Annotated in this window: 14 protein-coding genes; 4 read left to right on the forward strand and 10 right to left on the reverse strand. The window is 73.4% G+C overall.

What is annotated here, in order from left to right; all coding sequences use genetic code 11:
* Positions 1-126: 126 nt before the first annotated feature.
* Together ACZ7N4_RS29055 and ACZ7N4_RS29060 are read right to left on the reverse strand one after the other, a co-directional pair.
* A complete protein-coding gene (locus tag ACZ7N4_RS29055) occupies positions 127-402 on the reverse strand; it encodes a hypothetical protein (RefSeq protein ID WP_471363552.1) in 276 nt (91 codons plus the stop codon).
* A 62-nt stretch (positions 403-464) separates the two neighbouring features.
* Positions 465-794, reverse strand: a complete 330-nt coding sequence (locus tag ACZ7N4_RS29060; protein WP_471363554.1) for a hypothetical protein — start codon at positions 792-794, stop codon at positions 465-467.
* A gap of 172 nt (positions 795-966) precedes the next feature.
* On the opposite strand from ACZ7N4_RS29060, the gene ACZ7N4_RS29065 reads away from it, so the two are divergent.
* Positions 967-3,033 (forward strand): NAD(+) synthase, encoded by a 2,067-nt coding sequence (locus tag ACZ7N4_RS29065; protein WP_471363557.1) that lies wholly within the window; start codon positions 967-969, stop codon positions 3,031-3,033.
* 120 nt (positions 3,034-3,153) lie between these two features.
* Here ACZ7N4_RS29065 and ACZ7N4_RS29070 read toward each other — a convergent pair whose 3' ends face one another.
* Positions 3,154-3,864, reverse strand: a complete 711-nt coding sequence (locus ACZ7N4_RS29070) for a TIGR03943 family putative permease subunit (RefSeq protein ID WP_471363559.1) — start codon at positions 3,862-3,864, stop codon at positions 3,154-3,156.
* A complete protein-coding gene (locus tag ACZ7N4_RS29075; protein ID WP_471363561.1) occupies positions 3,861-4,958 on the reverse strand; it encodes a permease in 1,098 nt (365 codons plus the stop codon). The genes ACZ7N4_RS29070 and ACZ7N4_RS29075 overlap by 4 nt, the downstream gene beginning before the upstream one ends.
* A gap of 160 nt (positions 4,959-5,118) precedes the next feature.
* Between ACZ7N4_RS29075 and ACZ7N4_RS29080 the strand changes: the two genes are divergently transcribed.
* The gene (locus ACZ7N4_RS29080) at positions 5,119-6,987 is read left to right on the forward strand and encodes an NAD-binding protein (protein ID WP_471363564.1); all 1,869 of its coding nucleotides are present in this window, start codon (positions 5,119-5,121) and stop codon (positions 6,985-6,987) included.
* A gap of 275 nt (positions 6,988-7,262) precedes the next feature.
* Positions 7,263-8,003, forward strand: coding sequence for a GNAT family N-acetyltransferase (locus ACZ7N4_RS29085; RefSeq protein WP_471363566.1), 741 nt, complete (start codon positions 7,263-7,265; stop codon positions 8,001-8,003).
* Between the two features lie 182 nt (positions 8,004-8,185).
* Here ACZ7N4_RS29085 and ACZ7N4_RS29090 read toward each other — a convergent pair whose 3' ends face one another.
* Both ACZ7N4_RS29090 and ACZ7N4_RS29095 read right to left on the reverse strand, forming a co-directional pair.
* Positions 8,186-8,977, reverse strand: coding sequence for an SURF1 family protein (locus ACZ7N4_RS29090; RefSeq protein WP_471363568.1), 792 nt, complete (start codon positions 8,975-8,977; stop codon positions 8,186-8,188).
* A gap of 76 nt (positions 8,978-9,053) precedes the next feature.
* The gene (locus ACZ7N4_RS29095; protein ID WP_471363571.1) at positions 9,054-9,920 is read right to left on the reverse strand and encodes a class I SAM-dependent methyltransferase; all 867 of its coding nucleotides are present in this window, start codon (positions 9,918-9,920) and stop codon (positions 9,054-9,056) included.
* 84 nt (positions 9,921-10,004) lie between these two features.
* On the opposite strand from ACZ7N4_RS29095, the gene ACZ7N4_RS29100 reads away from it, so the two are divergent.
* A complete protein-coding gene (locus ACZ7N4_RS29100) occupies positions 10,005-11,822 on the forward strand; it encodes a S9 family peptidase (protein ID WP_471363751.1) in 1,818 nt (605 codons plus the stop codon).
* 98 nt (positions 11,823-11,920) lie between these two features.
* Here the strand turns inward: ACZ7N4_RS29100 and ACZ7N4_RS29105 are convergent, their stop codons facing one another.
* The 4 genes from ACZ7N4_RS29105 to ACZ7N4_RS29120 form a co-directional block, all read right to left on the reverse strand.
* Complete coding sequence (locus tag ACZ7N4_RS29105) at positions 11,921-12,997, reverse strand: hypothetical protein (protein WP_471363573.1); 1,077 nt, start codon at positions 12,995-12,997, stop codon at positions 11,921-11,923.
* Positions 12,998-13,140: 143 nt separating this feature from the next.
* Entirely contained in the window at positions 13,141-13,734 is a 594-nt protein-coding gene (locus ACZ7N4_RS29110) for a SigE family RNA polymerase sigma factor (protein WP_471363754.1), read from the reverse strand.
* 404 nt (positions 13,735-14,138) lie between these two features.
* Positions 14,139-15,212, reverse strand: coding sequence for an aspartate-semialdehyde dehydrogenase (locus tag ACZ7N4_RS29115; RefSeq protein WP_471363576.1), 1,074 nt, complete (start codon positions 15,210-15,212; stop codon positions 14,139-14,141).
* A complete protein-coding gene (locus ACZ7N4_RS29120) occupies positions 15,212-16,483 on the reverse strand; it encodes an aspartate kinase (protein ID WP_471363579.1) in 1,272 nt (423 codons plus the stop codon). Before ACZ7N4_RS29120 ends, ACZ7N4_RS29115 begins: the two co-directional genes overlap by 1 nt.
* Between the last annotated feature and the right edge of the window lie 81 nt (positions 16,484-16,564).

The raw sequence follows: 16,564 nt of genomic DNA on the forward strand, positions 1-16,564 counted from the left end.
GACGACGGCGCCCTCTTCTTCAGCATGGGCGCAGTGCATGAGGCCCGCGAGGCAGGCCGGGGGTGAGGAGGAGACGGGCCGTACCCCGCTCCGACCGGTGCCGGGGGTGGTGGCCCGCGCGGTCCTCTAGCGCGGCTCCTGGGCCGCCGCCCGGCACGCGCCGGTCGCGGCGCCGCCCGCCACTCCGGCTCCGGTCAGCCCGGTCACACAACCCTGGAGGTCTCCGACCACGCCTCGGCGGCAGGCCTCTGTGACGGAGTCGGAGGCGGTGGCACCGGCCAGTTCGGCCATACGCGTGCAGGCGGGGATGTCCGCCCGGGCCGCGGGGGCGGCGAGGACCGCGCCACCGAGGGTGAGGGTCAGGCCGGTGAGGGCACCGGCGGCACGGGTCGACGTGCGCATGGGACGCACCTGCCTTCCGGGGTGGCCGCGCGGTCCTGTTGCCGGCGGACCGGATCCGCCCCTCACTCCAGCGTCGCACCCTCTCCCCCGCCCGTCCTGGGCACCCGGGGGCCCTTGGCAGCGGCGAGCCCGGTGACCGGGACATCCGCGGCGCGCGGCTCAAGGACGGCACCGGCGTCGGCTTGCACCACGGCGGGCCTGCCGCCGCGGCCCTTCCACGACTGGTCGGACGGCTCCAGCGGCCTCTTCGTGATCGGCGTGGCCCTGGTTCGGATCGGCACCCTGGCCGCGACGGCCTCGGTCTCCTCGGGCCGCTGGTCCCCGCCCAGCCAGGCGGCCCGCGCCGGCGGGCCGGTACGAGGACCGGGGGCCGGCGCGAGGGCCGACAGCATGCGGAAAGGGGGTTTCGGGATGCCTCCGGGCATGTTCTCCAGCCCCGTGTCGCGGGCAGGCGGCGAACAGAGCGGAGGTACTCGGGTCCGCCCCGGTACCTCGGTCCGGCCGGGATCTAGGCTTTCTCCTGGAGGAGATTCGCCCGTCAGCTCGCCCGTGGGTCGTTGAAACATGAAGGAAGTCCCGTTGAACTTCTGGTCGCTCTATCAGCACGGCTTCGCGCGCATCGCCGCGTGCACGGGCCACACCGTCATCGCCGACCCGCACGCCAACGCGGAAGCGGTCCTGCGCCAGGCCCGCCGGTGCGCGGACGAGGGCGTCGCCGTCGCCGTCTACCCCGAGCTGGGCCTCACCGGCTACTCCATCGAGGACCTGCTGCTCCAGGACGCCGTGCTGGACCGGGTCGAGGAGGCGCTGGAGACGGTCGTGGCCGGGTCGGCGGAGCTGCTGCCCGTGCTGGTCGTCGGTGCTCCGCTGCGCCACCGCCACCGGATCTACAACTGCGCGGTGGTCATCCACCGCGGCCGGGTCCTCGGCGTCGTACCGAAGTCGTACCCGCCGAACTACCGCGAGTTCTACGAGCGCCGGCAGATCGCCGACGGGCACGACGAGCGGGGCGGGACCGTCCGGGTCGCGGGCGCCGATGTGCCGTTCGGGGTGGACCTGCTGTTCGCGGCGGCGGACGTGCCCGGGCTCGTGCTGCACACGGAGATCTGCGAGGACATGTGGGTGCCGGTGCCACCGAGCGCCGAGGCCGCCCTCGCCGGGGCGACCGTGCTGGTCAACCTCTCCGGCAGCCCCATCACCGTCGGCCGGGCCGAGGACCGCAGGCTGATGTGCCGCTCGGCATCCTCCCGCTGTCTCGCCGCCTACGTCTACGCGGCGGCCGGACTGGGCGAGTCCACCACGGACCTGTCCTGGGACGGGCAGACCATGATCTACGAGAACGGGGTGCTGCTCGCGGAGACCGACCGGTTCGCGCTCGGCGACCAGTACGCGGTCGCCGACGTCGACCTCGACCTGCTGCGGCAGGAACGGCACCGGATGGGGACGTTCGACGACAACCGGCGGGCCCACACCGCGCGGACCGGGGACTTCCGGACGGTCTCCTTCGAGCTGGACCCGCCGCTCACCGACCTCGGCCTGCGCCGGCGCGTCGAGCGCTTCCCGTTCGTGCCGGCCGACCCCGAACGGCTCGCCCTGGACTGCTACGAGGCCTACAACATCCAGGTCGCCGGGCTCCAGCAGCGGCTGGCGGCGATCGGCGGACCCAAGGTCGTCATCGGGGTGTCCGGCGGCCTCGACTCCACGCACGCGCTGATCGTCGCCGCCCGGGCGATGGACCGCGCGGGGCGGCCGCGCAGCGACATCCTGGCCTTCACCCTGCCCGGTTTCGCCACCAGCGACCACACCAAGGACAACGCGCACAAGCTGATGCGGGCGCTCGGCGTCACCGCCGCGGAACTGGACATCACGCCCACCGCGCGGCTGATGCTCCAGGAGATCGGGCACCCCTTCGCCTCCGGCGAGCCGGTGTACGACGTCACCTTCGAGAACGTCCAGGCGGGCCTGCGCACCGACTACCTGTTCCGGCTGGCCAACCAGCGCGGTGGCATCGTCCTCGGCACCGGTGACCTGTCCGAGCTGGCGCTCGGCTGGTCGACGTACGGCGTCGGCGACCAGATGAGCCACTACAACGTGAACTCCGGCGTGCCGAAGACGTTCATCCAGCACCTGATCCGCTGGGTCGTCACGAGCGGCCAGTTCGACGACGAGACCGGCAAGATCCTCTCCGCGATCCTGGACACCGAGATCAGCCCGGAGCTGGTGCCGGGCGAGGAGATGCAGTCCACCGAGTCGAAGATCGGCCCGTACGCGCTGCACGACTTCACCCTCTTCCAGGTGCTGCGCTACGGCTTCCGGCCCTCGAAGATCGCCTTCCTGGCCTGGCACGCCTGGCACGACCCGGACGCCGGTGCCTGGCCGCCCGGCTTCCCCGAGGCCAAGCGCGGCGCGTACGACCTCGCCGAGATCCGGCACTGGCTGGAGGTGTTCTGCCGCCGCTTCTTCGCGTTCTCCCAGTTCAAGCGCTCGGCCATGCCGAACGGCCCGAAGGTCTCGGCGGGCGGCTCCCTCTCCCCGCGCGGTGACTGGCGGGCCCCGTCGGACGGCAACGCGGAGGCGTGGCTGCGGGACCTGGCCCGCTTCGACTTCGACGCGGCGAGCGCCGGCCGCTGACCGGTGTCCCGGCCCCCGGCCGGTTCCCCGCCCCTCCGGCGCGCCCGGCACCGGGGCGGGTCGCCGGGGCGGCGGTGGGGCGGACCGGGGTGCCGGCCGGCCCCCCGCCTCCCCGCGCGGTCAGTTGTTCCAGGTCTCGTCGTACGGGTCGCGTGGCGTCGGTACGGGTCGGGCCGAGGCGACCTTCAGGTACGGCACCGGGCCGTTGTTGACCGGGTCGCGGCTCAGGCGGGAGGTGTACGTGCCCGTCACCTCCAGCCAGGCGTCCGGGCGCAGGACCGGCGGGAGCGCGCCGGTCAGCGCGATCTTCACCGGCCGGGCGTCCGCCGCACAGCAGTTGAGGGCCATCCGGACCAGGTAGGCGGTGCCGGACCCGTCCAGGGCGACGAAGCCGGTGACCCGGACCCGGCGGCCGTGCAGGGAGCGGCCGTGGCCGTAGGCCGCGCGGGAGGCGTAGTCGACGACGGAGAGCGGGACGGGCTCGCCGGCGGGCAAGGGGCCGTAGGCGTACGGCTTCTGCAGTGCCGTACCGGAGCGCAGGGCGCTGTAGGAGCCGAGGGCCGGCGGGGCGATCAGGATCAGGGCGAGGAGGGGGAGCAGGAGGAGCCAGGCGACGCGGGGTCCGGGGTGTTCGTGAGACCCCGGTCGCCGGTCGCGGCGGCGCTCGTACCAGGCCGTCGCCAGCGCCGCCGCGATCAGCACCGCGCCCGAGGCCAGCAGCAGCGGGCGCAGGCCCGCCTTGACGTACCGCAGGTACAGGTCGGTGGTGCCCGCGTGCAGCAGGGCCGCGCCGAGCAGGAACAGGACGGCCGCCTGGACCTGGCGGCTCACAGCAGCACCGCCCCGGTCAGTACGGCGCCCGTGACGGCCAGCGCGAAGGTGGCGGGCGCGAAGCGGAACGCGAACGTACGGCCGAAGGTGCCGGCCTGCATCGCGAACAGCTTCAGGTCGATCATCGGGCCCACCACCAGGAACACCAGCCTGGCCGTCGGGGAGAACTGGGTCAGGGAGGCCGCGACGAACGCGTCCGCCTCCGAGCAGATCGACAGCAGGACGGCGAGGACGGCGAGGGCGAGCACCGAGAGCAGGGGCGTGGCGGCGGCCGTGCCCAGCCACTCCGCCGGGACCACCGCCTTCAGCGTCGCCGCGGCCGCCGCGCCGAGCACCAGGAAGCCGCCGGCGTGCATGACGTCGTGCCGGACCGCGCCCCAGAACGCCTCTCCCCTGCCCGCGCCCTCGTGCGCGCCGTGGGCCGGCGGGCGCAGCCAGTCCGCGCGGCCCGCCCGCTGCCACAGCCAGCCCATCGCGCAGGCCACCAGCAGGCTGGCCAGGAACCGGGCCAGGACCATCTCCGGGTGCCCCGGGAAGGCGACGGCGGTGGCCGTCAGCACCACCGGGTTGACCGCGGGCGCGGAGAGGAGGAAGGCGAGGGCGGCGGCGGGCGGCACGCCCCGGCGCACCAGGGCGCCCGCCACCGGCACCGACGCGCACTCACAGCCCGGCAGCACCGCGCCCGCGATACCGGCCACGGGCACGGCCAGCGCGGGCCGGCGCGGCAGGGCGCGCGCGAAGAAGGACGCCGGCACGAACACCGCGATCGCCGCCGAGAGCAGCACACCGAGCACCAGGAAGGGCAGCGCCTGGACGGTGACCGCCACGAACACCGTCGTCCAGGTCTGCATCACCGGGCTGCCGAGCAGCCCGCGGAGGGGGGACTGGGCGAGGACGGCCGGCAGCAGGACGAGGACGAGGACCAGGGGGGAGGTGAGCCGCCGGCCCGCGCGGTGGGGGGCGGGCGGGGGGCTGGAGCCGGGGACCTGCGGGGGCTCGGGGCGGGCATCCGCCGGGGGCCCGGTGTCCGCGTCCGGTGACGGCCCGGGTTGCCCGGTGTCCGCGTCCGTCGGGGCGTCTTCGGTGATGGCCACGGGTGGTTACCTCCGGCTGCTGCTCTCCCTCCCCTCCTCTACGCGCGCACCCCGCACGGGCGTTCAGACCGTTGCTGGAACCATGCATCTCCTTGGGGCACTCTTTCCCCTTGTGGCGAGTGTTCCGTACCAAGGGGGGCCGGGGACCCGGCCGGCGCACATGGTCGTGTGCGGCGACGACGGGCTCGCGCACCGGCTGGCCGCCGAGTTGCGCGGGGTCTACGGCGAGCAGGTCACCCTCGTCGTACCGCCGAACGAACGCACCGCCCGGCCCCCCGTGGTCGGCCGTGCCCGGGCCGCGTCGGCGGCGTTGTTCGACCGTGTGGTCAGCGCCGCCGTGGGCACCGTGGGCCGGACCGGCGGAAACGGGCAGCCACCAGGCGCCCCGGGCGGCCAACGGCTCGACGGAGAAGGCGTGCTGGAGGCGACCGAGCTGACCGAGGCGGTGCTCGCCGAGGCCGGAGTGGCCCGGGCCGCCGCACTGGCCCTCGTGTACGACGACGACGAGACCAACATCCGCGCGGCACTGACCGCCCGCCGGCTCAACCCGCGACTACGGCTCGTCCTCCGGCTCTACAACCGGAGGTTGGGTCAGCACATCGAGGAACTCCTCGATCAGGCGGCCGCGTTGGCCGCCGGGGGTGACGAGGGCGGCGAGGGCGGCGGCCTTGCGGACACCGGCGGCGAGGCCTCCACGACCGTGCTGTCCGACGCCGACACGGCCGCACCCGCGCTGGCCGCCACCGCCGTCGCCGGAACCGGCCGGGTCGTACAGGCCGAGGGACTGCTGCTGCGGGCCGTGGAACGACCGCTGCCCGGGGACGCACCCGATGCCGGCACGGGCGCGGGTGCGGGAGCCGGCGCGAGTGCCGGGCTGTGCACCCTGGCCCTGCTCTCGGGCGGTGGCGACCCGGGCGGCCCCGGGGAGCAGCCGCGGTTGCTCCCCGACGACGAGGAGGTAGGGCAGGCCGCCGGCCGGCACGCCGTGGTACTGGAGCACGTCTCCTCCGGCAGCGGTACGGAATCCGCCGCCCCCACCCGCCGGCTGACCGGCGTCATGCCGCTCGCCTCCCTCTTCTCCCGTCGGCTGCGCTGGTCCCTGGCCGGGCTGGTCGGCTGCGTGGTCGGTCTCGCCGTAGCCCTGTGGCTGGTCACCGGCATCCACCCGCTGCGCGCCTTCTACATCACCCTGCTCGACCTGTTCGCGATCGACGACCCGGCGCTCAAGGAACCCCTCGGCCGGCAGCTCCTCCAACTCCTCTCCGCACTGGTCGGGTTGCTCTTGCTCCCGATCCTGCTGGCCGCCGCCCTGGAGGCGCTCGGCACCTTCCGCACCGCCTCCGCCCTGCGCCGGCCACCCCGGGGCCTGAACGGGCACGTGGTCCTGCTCGGACTCGGCAAGATCGGCACCCGGGTGCTGACCCGGCTGCGGGAACTGAACATCCCCGTGGTCTGCGTCGAGTCCGACCCGGAGGCCCGCGGCCTCGCCACCGCCCGCCGGCTGCGGGTGCCGGTGGTCCTCGGGGACGTGACCCAGGAGGGCGTCCTGGAAGCCGCCCAGATCCACCGGGCCCAGGCCCTGCTCGCGGTGACGAGCGCCGACACCACCAACCTGGAGGCCGCCCTCTACGCGCGCACCGTCCGCCCCGACCTCCGCGTGGTCCTGCGCCTCTACGACGACGACTTCGCCACCGCCGTCTACCGCACCCTGCGCACCGCGTACCCCCACGCCCTGACCCGCAGCCGCAGCGTCACCCACCTCGCCGCCCCCGCGTTCGCCGGGGCGATGCTGGGCCGGCAGGTGCTGGGTGCCGTCGCCGTGGAGCGGAGGGTGCTGCTGTTCGCCGCGATCGACGTCGACGGCCACCCGCAGCTGGAGGGCCGGACCGTACGGGACGCCTTCCGGGCCGGCTCCTGGCGGGTACTGGCGCTGCTGGGCCGTACCGACACCGCCTCCGACCACGTACTGGAGAAGGGGGACCGGGTGGTGGTCGCCGCGACGCGCAGGGGCCTGGCGGAACTCCGCTGACCCGGTGCCGGAAAACACGTTGCCGTGCCCAGCGGATCATGGAACAGTGCCGGGTGCTCTGCGATCCGGCAGAGGATCCCACGGTGAGGAACGACGGCCCATGACTGCGGCGCCCCCGAGCGGCCGCCTCCGGCGCTGAGAGCCGCGCAGGAACTCCGCCTCCGCACGGCGGCCCCACGATGCGGTGCCCGACGCACCGCCACCCTCTCCCGCCCCGGAACCCATGGGGTCCACCACAGGGGCGTCTTCCGAGACTTCGTGAGGTCACACCCACCATGGACATCCAGGTCCAGAGCTTTGCCGTCGCCAACCTCCGCCGCCGGCCCGTCGTCGCCGAGATCGCCGGTTTCTCCCCCGGCACCGACAGCCCCTACCTCAACTACGCGACCCCGCTGCCCGGCGCCGAGCCGACCGAGCGGGACGTCACCGCGCTGGTCGGGGCCTTCCGGGAGCGCGGGCTGCTGCCCCGGCTGGAATTCGCACCCGAGGCCGCGCCCGCCGTGGCGCCGGTCCTGCGGGCGTCCGGCTTCGAGACCGAGGCGGTGCACGAGTACCTCGTCTGCACCCCGGACCGCCTGACGGTCCCCCGGCCCGCCCCGACCGTGGAGACCCCGGCGACCGACCGGGACTACGCCGAGCTGGACGCGGCGCTCGCCGAGGCGTTCGGCGGTGTCTTCGCCCCCTCGGCGGAAGGCGCGGGCCGGTTGCGACGCACCCAGGAGGGCGGCGGGGCGGTGCGCTTCGTGCGTGCCCCGGAGGGCGGCTGCGCCGGTGGCGCCTCCTGCTCCGCGCCGGCCGAGGACACCGCCGAACTGTCCGGCGTCGGCACCCGCCCGGCCCACCGCGGCCACGGCATCGCCGCCGCGGTGACGGCATCGGTGACCGCGGCGATGTTCGCGCAGGGGGCCGGCTCGGTCTGGCTGGAGTACTCCGGCGAGGGCTCCCGCCGCGTGTACGAACGCGTCGGCTACGTCCCCCGGGGCACGCGCCTGTACGTGTCGCTGACGCGTCGCTGATCCCGTCCACCGCTCGGGCCTTCTCCGAGAGGGCCCGGACGCGGGCGCTCGTGAACCGGCGTGGCCGGGCGGGCCAGGGAGCTCGGTCCCCTGTCCCTGACCGTCCAGCACACGGGGAGGGACGCGTGACGGGCCCTCGGCGCGTCAGTCGCCGAGGGCCCTCTTCCCGGAACCGCCGCAGGTCAGCCGCTCGCCACCGGTGTCCGCTCCGGCTCCTCCGGCACCAGCCCCAACGCGGCGTCCCGCTGGAACTCGGTCTCCCGGCGCAGCAGCCGGAACCACATGAACACCACAAACCCGGCGAACACGAACCACTCGCCGGTGTAACCGAGGTTCTGGAAGGCCTTCAGGTCCAGCCCCGTGCCGCCCGGCGCGCCGGCCGGTACGGCCTTCATCCCGGCGTCCCCCTTGTCCAGGGTGACCCAGGCGTCGTAGAGGCGGTACGGCACCAGGTTCACCAGCGACGGCGAGCTGATCGCCGCGGTCTGCCCGGCCGGCAGCCCGCCCTGTGCGCTCACCCCGTTGTCCCCGGGCGTCTCGGACGCCTGCAGAGCGCCGGTGACGGTGACCCGGCCGGCGGGCGGCGCGGGCGCCTTGGCCGCGTCCGCCGTCCCCGGCAGCCACCCGCGGACCACGGGCAGCGCCTTCCCGGAGTCGGTGCGCAGCAGGGTCAGGACGTAGAAGCCGCGTTTGCCGTCCAGCTCCCGCCCGGGCACCAGCAACTGCCTGCCGTACCGCCCGCTCGCCGTGACCCGCCGGCCCGCCGTGCTCTTGTCGACGGGCAGCATCGAGTCGAGCGGGCGCGCCGCCGCGGTGCGGCCGGACTCGACCCGCTCGGTCACGGTGCGGTGGTCCTGGACCCGGTCCTCGAACCGGCTCAGCTGCCACGACCCCATGAAGACGCAGAACGGGATGGCGAGCAGCACGAAGACGTTGATGCCCCACCAGCGGGGTGTCAGCAGGAAGCGGTACACGCCCTCCACGGTACGGCGCCCGGCGGGGCGCCCCGGCCGCGGGGCGGCCTTTCCCCGCCTTTCCCGACCCTCGTCTTCACGGACCCTCGGTCTTGGCGGTCCCTCGGTCCTTCCTCGCCCTCAGCGAGTAGATCAGCGGGATGCGCGGATGGTCCACGGGGAAGCGGTGGTAGCCGTCGCGCACCTCGAAGTTCCCGAAGCGCGGGAAGAGCGACACGTCGTGCTCGTGCAGGAACTCCAGGCGCAGCCCCGTCGCGGCGACCGCGGAGACCACGTCCCCGAGGGTGTGCTGCCACTCCACACTGCGGTTGTGGACGGTGACGGCGTCCAGGTCGGCGTACGTGCCCGGCTCCTCGTAGACCTGCGCGTCCCGGTTGAAGTAGTCGCGCACGATCCGGGTGCCGGTCTCGTCGTCCAGGGAGTCGGTGAGCGGGTGGAACTCGGCGAGGTAGAGGAAGCCGCCGGGCGCGACCAGCGAGGCGGCCGTCTCGGCCCAGCGCCGGACGTCCGGCAGCCAGCACAGGGCGCCGAGCCCGGTGTACACGATGTCGTACGACGGCTCGGGCACGGCGGCGGGCGCGTCGTAGACGTCGCTGGTGACGAACGTCGCCCGGTCGGGGCCGTAGCCGAGGTCGGCCGCGAGGGCGCGGGCCGCCTCCACCGCCGGTGCGGAGAAGTCCAGGCCCACGACGCGGGCGGCACCGTGGTGGGCCCAGGAAAGGGTGTCGGTGCCGATGTGGCACTGCAGGTGCAGCAGCGACTTCCCGGTGACGTCCCCGACCTCGGCACGCTCGAAGTCCCGCAGGTCGTCACGGCGGGTGCGGAAACCGTCGAGGTCGTAGAAGCCGCCGGCGACGTGGAGGGGGACCCGCTCGTCCCACTTGGCCCGGTTGTCCTCGTGCCAGCCCTCGGGAACGGAGGCGGAGGTGACGGAAACGCTCATGGACCGGGAAGTTATCCACAGGCTGCGCACACCCGCCACCCAATTGTCGGCGCGGCCAGGCAGTATGGGCGCATGACTGGGGCCATGAGTGAGAGCGGTACGCCGAACGCACAGCACACACCGGACATGCCGGACTGGGAGAAGCGGTTCCGTGCACCGCGCGTCTCCCTGCCCGACTGGGCGGAGGACGCGCCGGACCGCTCCCTGTTCGTGTCGAACGCGACGGGGACGTACGAGCTGTACGCCTGGGACAGAGCGACGGGCGAGCAGCGCCAGGCGACGCACCGGCCGAACGGTACGACGGACGGTGTCCTCTCCCCGGACGGCGCCTGGATCTGGTGGTTCGACGACAAGGACGGCGACGAGTTCGGCGTCTGGCGCCGCCAGCCCTTCGCGGGCGGTCCGGACGAGCCGGGCGTGCCCGGTCTTCCCCCGTCCTACCCGGCCGGCCTGGCCCTGTCCCGCGACGGCCGTACGGCGGTCGTCGGCCGCTCCACGGACGACGACGGTACGACGATCCACGTGGCGCGCGAGGGCGCGGACCCGGTGGAGATCTACCGGCACCGCGAGTCCGCGGGCGTCGGCGACCTGTCGTACGACGGTTCCCTGATCGCCGTCGAGCACACGGAGCACGGCGACGCCATGCACGCCGCGCTGCGGGTGCTCCGTCCGGACGGCACGGCGGTCGCCGAGCTGGACGACACCAAGGGCGGCACCGAGGAGCTGGGTCTGGAGGTGCTGGGCTTCGCCCCGGTCGACGGCGACACCCGGCTGCTCATCGGCCACCAGCGCCGGGGCCGCTGGGAGCCGCTGGTGTGGGACGTGGCGACGGGCGAGGAGACGGACCTGGCCCTGGACCTGCCGGGTGACGTCAGCGCCGAGTGGTATCCGGACGGCTCGGCCCTGCTCATCGCCCACGGCTTCGAGGCCCGCAGCGAGCTGTTCCGGTACGACCTGACGGTCCGCGAGCTGACCCGCATCCCCACCCCGCCCGGCACGGTCTCCGGTGCCACGGCCCGCCCCGACGGCAGCGTGGAGTACCTGTGGTCGTCGGCCGCCGAGCCGCCGGCGGTGCGCTCCACGACCGGCGCGGTCGTACTGGACCCGCCCGGCATGGCGTGTCCGCCGTCGGTGCCCGTGGAGGACGTGTGGGTGGAGGGCCCCGGCGGCCGTATCCACGCGCTGGTCCAGAAGCCGGCGGGTGCCACGGGCCCCCTGCCGACCGTCTTCGACCTGCACGGCGGCCCGACCTGGCACGACAGCGACTCCTTCGCGGCGGGTCCGGCCGCCTGGGTCGACCACGGGTACGCGGTGATCCGCATCAACTACCGCGGCTCCACCGGATACGGCCGCGCCTGGACCGACGCCCTCAAGCACCGGGTCGGCCTGATCGAGCTGGAGGACGTGGCGGCCGTCCGCGAGTGGGCGGTCACCTCCGGCCTCGCCGACCCCGCTCGCCTCGTCCTGACCGGTGCCTCCTGGGGCGGCTACCTCACCCTGCTGGGCCTCGGCACGCAGCCGGACGCCTGGACGCTGGGCATCGCGGTCGTCCCGGTCGCGGACTACGTCACCGCGTACCACGACGAGATGGAGGCTCTGAAGGCCATGGACCGCACCCTGCTGGGCGGCACCCCCGAGGAGGTCCCTGACCGCTTCGCGGCATCCTCCCCGATCACGTACGTCGACCAGGTCAAGGCGCCCGTCCACATCTCGGCCGGCGTCAACGACCCCCGCTGCCCGATCCGCCAGATCGACAACTACGTCAAGAGGCTGGAGTCCCGCGGCGCGGTCCACGAGGTGTACCGGTACGACGCGGGGCACGGCTCCCTGGTGGTGGACGAACGGATCAAGCAGGTGAGGCTGGAACTGGACTTCGCGAGGCGTCACCTGGCCGCCGGCTGAGCCGCCGCGCGCCGGTCAGCGGGTGACGTCCGCGGCCCACGGCACCCGCCGGCCGGCGTCCTGGACCGTCGTCCGAGGACGCACGCCTCGGCGGAGCGTCACGCCCCCGCCAGCACCCCGGTGTAGTAGACCGTCCCCGCGCACGCCCCGGTCACCACCGCCGTCGCCGAGGGGGATCCGCCCTGCGCCGTGTGGGTGACCGCGATGCTGCCGTCGGCGGTGCCGTCCTCGGTGGCGAGCTGGGTGGTGGTGCCCGCCGAGCCGCCGGTGTCGGTGGTGCTGCCGGTGGCGCTCGCGTCCTGGGTGGGGGTGGGGTCCGGTGACGGGTCGGTCGGCTCGGTGCCGCCGTTGCCGGTGCCGCCGGTGGTGGGGCAGGTCTCGGAGGGGACGAAGGCGAACTTCTCCTCGTACGCCGCGCCGGGCTGCAGGACCAGCGTGGTGACTTCGAGGGACGGGTCGGGCAGGGAGGTCGCCGCGTCCCCGGCCGCGTGCCGGAGGCTGACGATCTTGGCCGGGTCGGCGGCGCCCTGGGCGGTCGGCGTGATGCTGCCGGCGCCGGTGACGGTGCAGGCGGTGCCGGAGGTGTTGGTGACGCGGAAGACGCCGTAGACGGCTCCCGCGGAGTCGGGCGGGTTCACCGTGGCGGTGGCGGAGCCCAGCTGGGCCGCCGTGCAGAGCCCGGTGCCGGAGGCCGGCGGGGCGACGGGGCCGTTGCCGCTGGTGGAGCTGCCGCCCTGGCTGCCCTTCCCGGTCTTCTCGTCGTCCTTGCCGTGCTCCTTGCCCGGCTTCACCGTCGTGCTGCCGGTGTCCTTCCTGCCGCCCTTGTCGCCGCCCTTGTCCTTGCCCTGGCCGGTGCCGCCCTGGGCCTGGGAGGTCTGGCCGGCCATGGCGGTGTTCGGGTCGGACCCGCCGGCGTGGGAGACGTGGACGAGGGCCGGGATCGCGGTGCCGATGAACAGGGCCGCCGCTGCCATGCCGACCACGGCCTGCCGCTTGCGGGCGCGGCGCGCGGGGACGGCCCGGCGCAGGTGGTCCAGGGTGCCGGTGCGCGGCTCGATGTCGTCGACCGCCGTGTGCAGCAGTTGGCGCAGGGTCTGTTCGTCGGAGTCGAGGTCGTCCAGGGCGTGGACTCCGTCGAGCCTCTCGGGGCCCTTGTCCTCGGGGCCGTGGTTCACAGTTCCGTTCCCAGCGTGCGATGGCGTGTGCTGTTGCCCGGCGCGCCCTGTCGGCTCGTGCCAGGCGTAGGGCTCGTGGCGTTCGTGCGAGTGCCGCTCATGGGAGTGACCGTCATGGGAATCGCCCCCTTCGGCGTGGTCGGTCATGCCGGTGTCTCCATGGCCACCCGCAGCGCGGCGATGCCCCGCGATCCGTACGCCTTCACCGAGCCCAGGGAGATGCCGAGCGTCTCGGCGACCTGGGCCTCGGTCATGTCCGCGAAGTAGCGCAGCACGAGCACCTCGCGCTGGCGGCGCTGCAGGCCCTTCATCGCCTTGATGAGGTCGCGGCGCTCCAGCTGGTCGTAGGCGCCCTCCTCCGCGCTCGCCATGTCGGGCATCGGCTTGGAGAGCAGCTTCAGGCCGAGGATGCGCCGGCGCAGCGTGGAGCGGGAGAGGTTGACGACCGTCTGCCGCAGGTAGGCGAGGGTCTTCTCGGGGTCGCGGACGCGCTTGCGGGCCGAGTGGACGCGTATGAAGGCCTCCTGGACGACGTCCTCGCAGGAGGCGGTGTCGTCGAGGAGGAGCGCGGCGAGGCCGAGTAGCGAGCGGTAGTGCGCCCTGTAGGTCTCGGTGAGGTGGTCGACGGTCGTCCCGGCGGCCTCGGTCGCCACGGCGCCCGCGGACTCCTCGACGCCGTCGCGCTGACTGGGTATGCGGGCGGGCCGCGCTGCGGGCATGGGCGCGATCACCGGCATGCCGCCGGGCGCGCGCCGGGGCGCGGGGCGGGGCCGCAGGGCCGTGCCGCCGCGGGCCACACTGAGTTCGAGTACCTCTGCCACGCCAGTTGGACACGTTTCCCCCCGCGGGGGTTGTACGTGCCGGGCGTCACATGTGCGACAACCGACGGTGCTTCAAATGCCGTCATGCGTCCCGCTCTTCCGTTATGTCCCATTTGAACGGGCGTCCCCACGCCCCGATCACGGCGTCCCCACGCCAGGATCATCACGTCCCCAGGCCACGCAAGGGTGACCGCAAAGACGCTCCCCGCCTCCGTACGGTTGCGGAAGGCGGGGAGAGAAAGTCTCTGCTGCCGGGAGGGACGGTTCAAGTGGATTGGACCATGCTTCCGGCCACAGTACTTACACAGATCCTACAAAGTTCAACCGCTACGCGGGGCGGACGTCTCCGCCGCGATCAGTTCGGCGATCTGCGCGCAGTTCAGCGCGGCGCCCTTGCGCAGGTTGTCGCCGCAGACGAACAGCTCCAGCGCGGTCGGATCGTCCAGGGCCCGCCGCACCCGGCCCACCCAGGTCGGGTCGGTGCCCACCACGTCGGCGGGGGTGGGGAACTCGCCGGCGGCCGGATCGTCGCACAGCACCACCCCCGGCGCGGTGGCGAGGATCTCCCGGGCGCCGTCGACGCCGACCTCCCGCTGGAAGCGGGCGTGGACGGTCAGCGAGTGCGTGGTGACCACCGGGACCCGGACGCAGGTCACGGCGACCGGCAGCCTCGGCAGGCCGAGGATCTTCCGGGACTCGTCGCGGACCTTCATCTCCTGCGAGGACCAGCCGTCCTCCCGGAGCGACCCGGCCCACGGTACGACGTTGAGCGCGACCGGCTCCGGGAACGGCCCGGTGTCCTCCCCGACGGCCCGCCGCACGTCCCCGGGCTTGGTGCCCAGCTCGGTGCCGGCCACGAGGGACAGCTGGGCCCTGAGCGTGTCCACGCCGGCCCGTCCGGCGCCGCTCACCGCCTGGTACGACGACACCACCAGCTCGCGCAGCCCGAACTCGGCGTGCAGCGCGCCCAGGGCGACGATCATCGTCAGGGTGGTGCAGTCGGGGCTCGCCACGATGCCGCGGGGACGGGACCGCACCGCGTGCGGATTGATCTCGGGCACGACGAGCGGCACGTCCGGGTCCATCCGGAAGACGCCGGAGGTGTCCACGACGACCGCGCCGCGCTCGGCGGCGACCGGCGCCCACACGGCGGCGACCTCGTCGGGGACGTCGAACAGCGCGACGTCGACCCCGTCGAAGGCGTCCTCCGTCAGGGCCGTCACCTCGACCTCCTCGCCGCGCACGGCCAGCTTGCGGCCGGTCGAACGCGGGGAGGCGATCAGGCGGATCTCGCCCCAGACGTCCGCCCGCTGGGACAGGATCTGGAGCATGACCGTGCCGACGGTCCCGGTCGCTCCCACGACCGCGAGCGTCGGCTTCCCGGTCGGTGCCATCAGCGGCCCGTGCCTCCGTAGACGACGGCCTCGTCGGACTCGGAGTCCAGCCCGAAGGCGGTGTGCACGGCGCGGACGGCCTCCGGCACGTCGTCGGCGCGCGTGACCACCGAGATGCGGATCTCGGAGGTCGAGATCAGCTCGATGTTCACACCGGCGTTGCTGAGCGCCTCGAAGAACGCGGCGGTCACGCCCGGGTTGGTCTTCATACCGGCGCCGACCAGGGAGATCTTGCCGATCTGGTCGTCGTAGCGCAGCGAGTCGAAGCCGATGCCGGGGCGGTTCTTCTCCAGCGCGTCGATGGCCTTGCGGCCCTCGGTCTTCGGCAGCGTGAAGGAGATGTCCGTCAGCCCCGTGGACGCGGCGGACACGTTCTGCACGACCATGTCGATGTTGATCTCGGCATCGGCGATGGTCCGGAAGATCGCGGCGGCCTCACCCGGCTTGTCCGGCACACCGACGACCGTGATCTTGGCCTCGGAGGTGTCGTGCGCGACACCGGAGATGATGGCCTGCTCCACCTTCTTGTCCCCAATCGGCTCACTGCTGACCCACGTGCCCTGAAGTCCGCTGAAGGACGACCGGACGTGGATCGGGATGTTGTAGCGGCGGGCGTACTCCACACAGCGGTGGAGCAGCACCTTGGAGCCGGAGGCCGCGAGCTCCAGCATGTCCTCGAAGGAGATCCAGTCGATCTTCCGCGCCTTCTTCACCACGCGCGGGTCGGCGGTGAACACGCCGTCGACGTCGGTGTAGATCTCGCAGACCTCGGCGTCGAGCGCGGCGGCGAGCGCCACGGCCGTCGTGTCGGACCCGCCCCGGCCCAGCGTGGTGATGTCCTTCTTGTCCTGCGAAACGCCCTGGAAGCCGGCGACGATGGCGATGTTGCCCTCGTCCAGCGCCGTCCTGATCCGGCCCGGCGTGACGTCGATGATCCGGGCTTTGTTGTGGACCGAGTCGGTGATGACGCCTGCCTGGCTGCCGGTGAAGGACTGCGCCTCGTGACCCAGGTTTTTGATCGCCATCGCCAGCAGGGCCATGGAGATCCGCTCTCCGGCGGTCAGCAGCATGTCGAATTCGCGCCCCGCAGGCATCGGAGAAACCTGCTCGGCGAGATCGATCAGCTCGTCCGTCGTGTCGCCCATCGCGGAAACGACGACGACAACCTGGTTGCCGTTCTTCTTCGCTTCCACGATCCGCTTGGCGACGCGCTTGATGCCCTCGGCATCGGCTACGGAGGAGCCTCCGTACTTCTGCACGACAAGGCCCACGTGCGCTCCTCGCTCGGTTCGTTTGTGTCGGCTCAGTCTATCGAGCGTCCGAATACCACCACCGTGCTCCCGCATGGTGAG

The sequence above is a fragment of the Streptomyces sp. NPDC107654 genome (assembly GCF_055639035.1).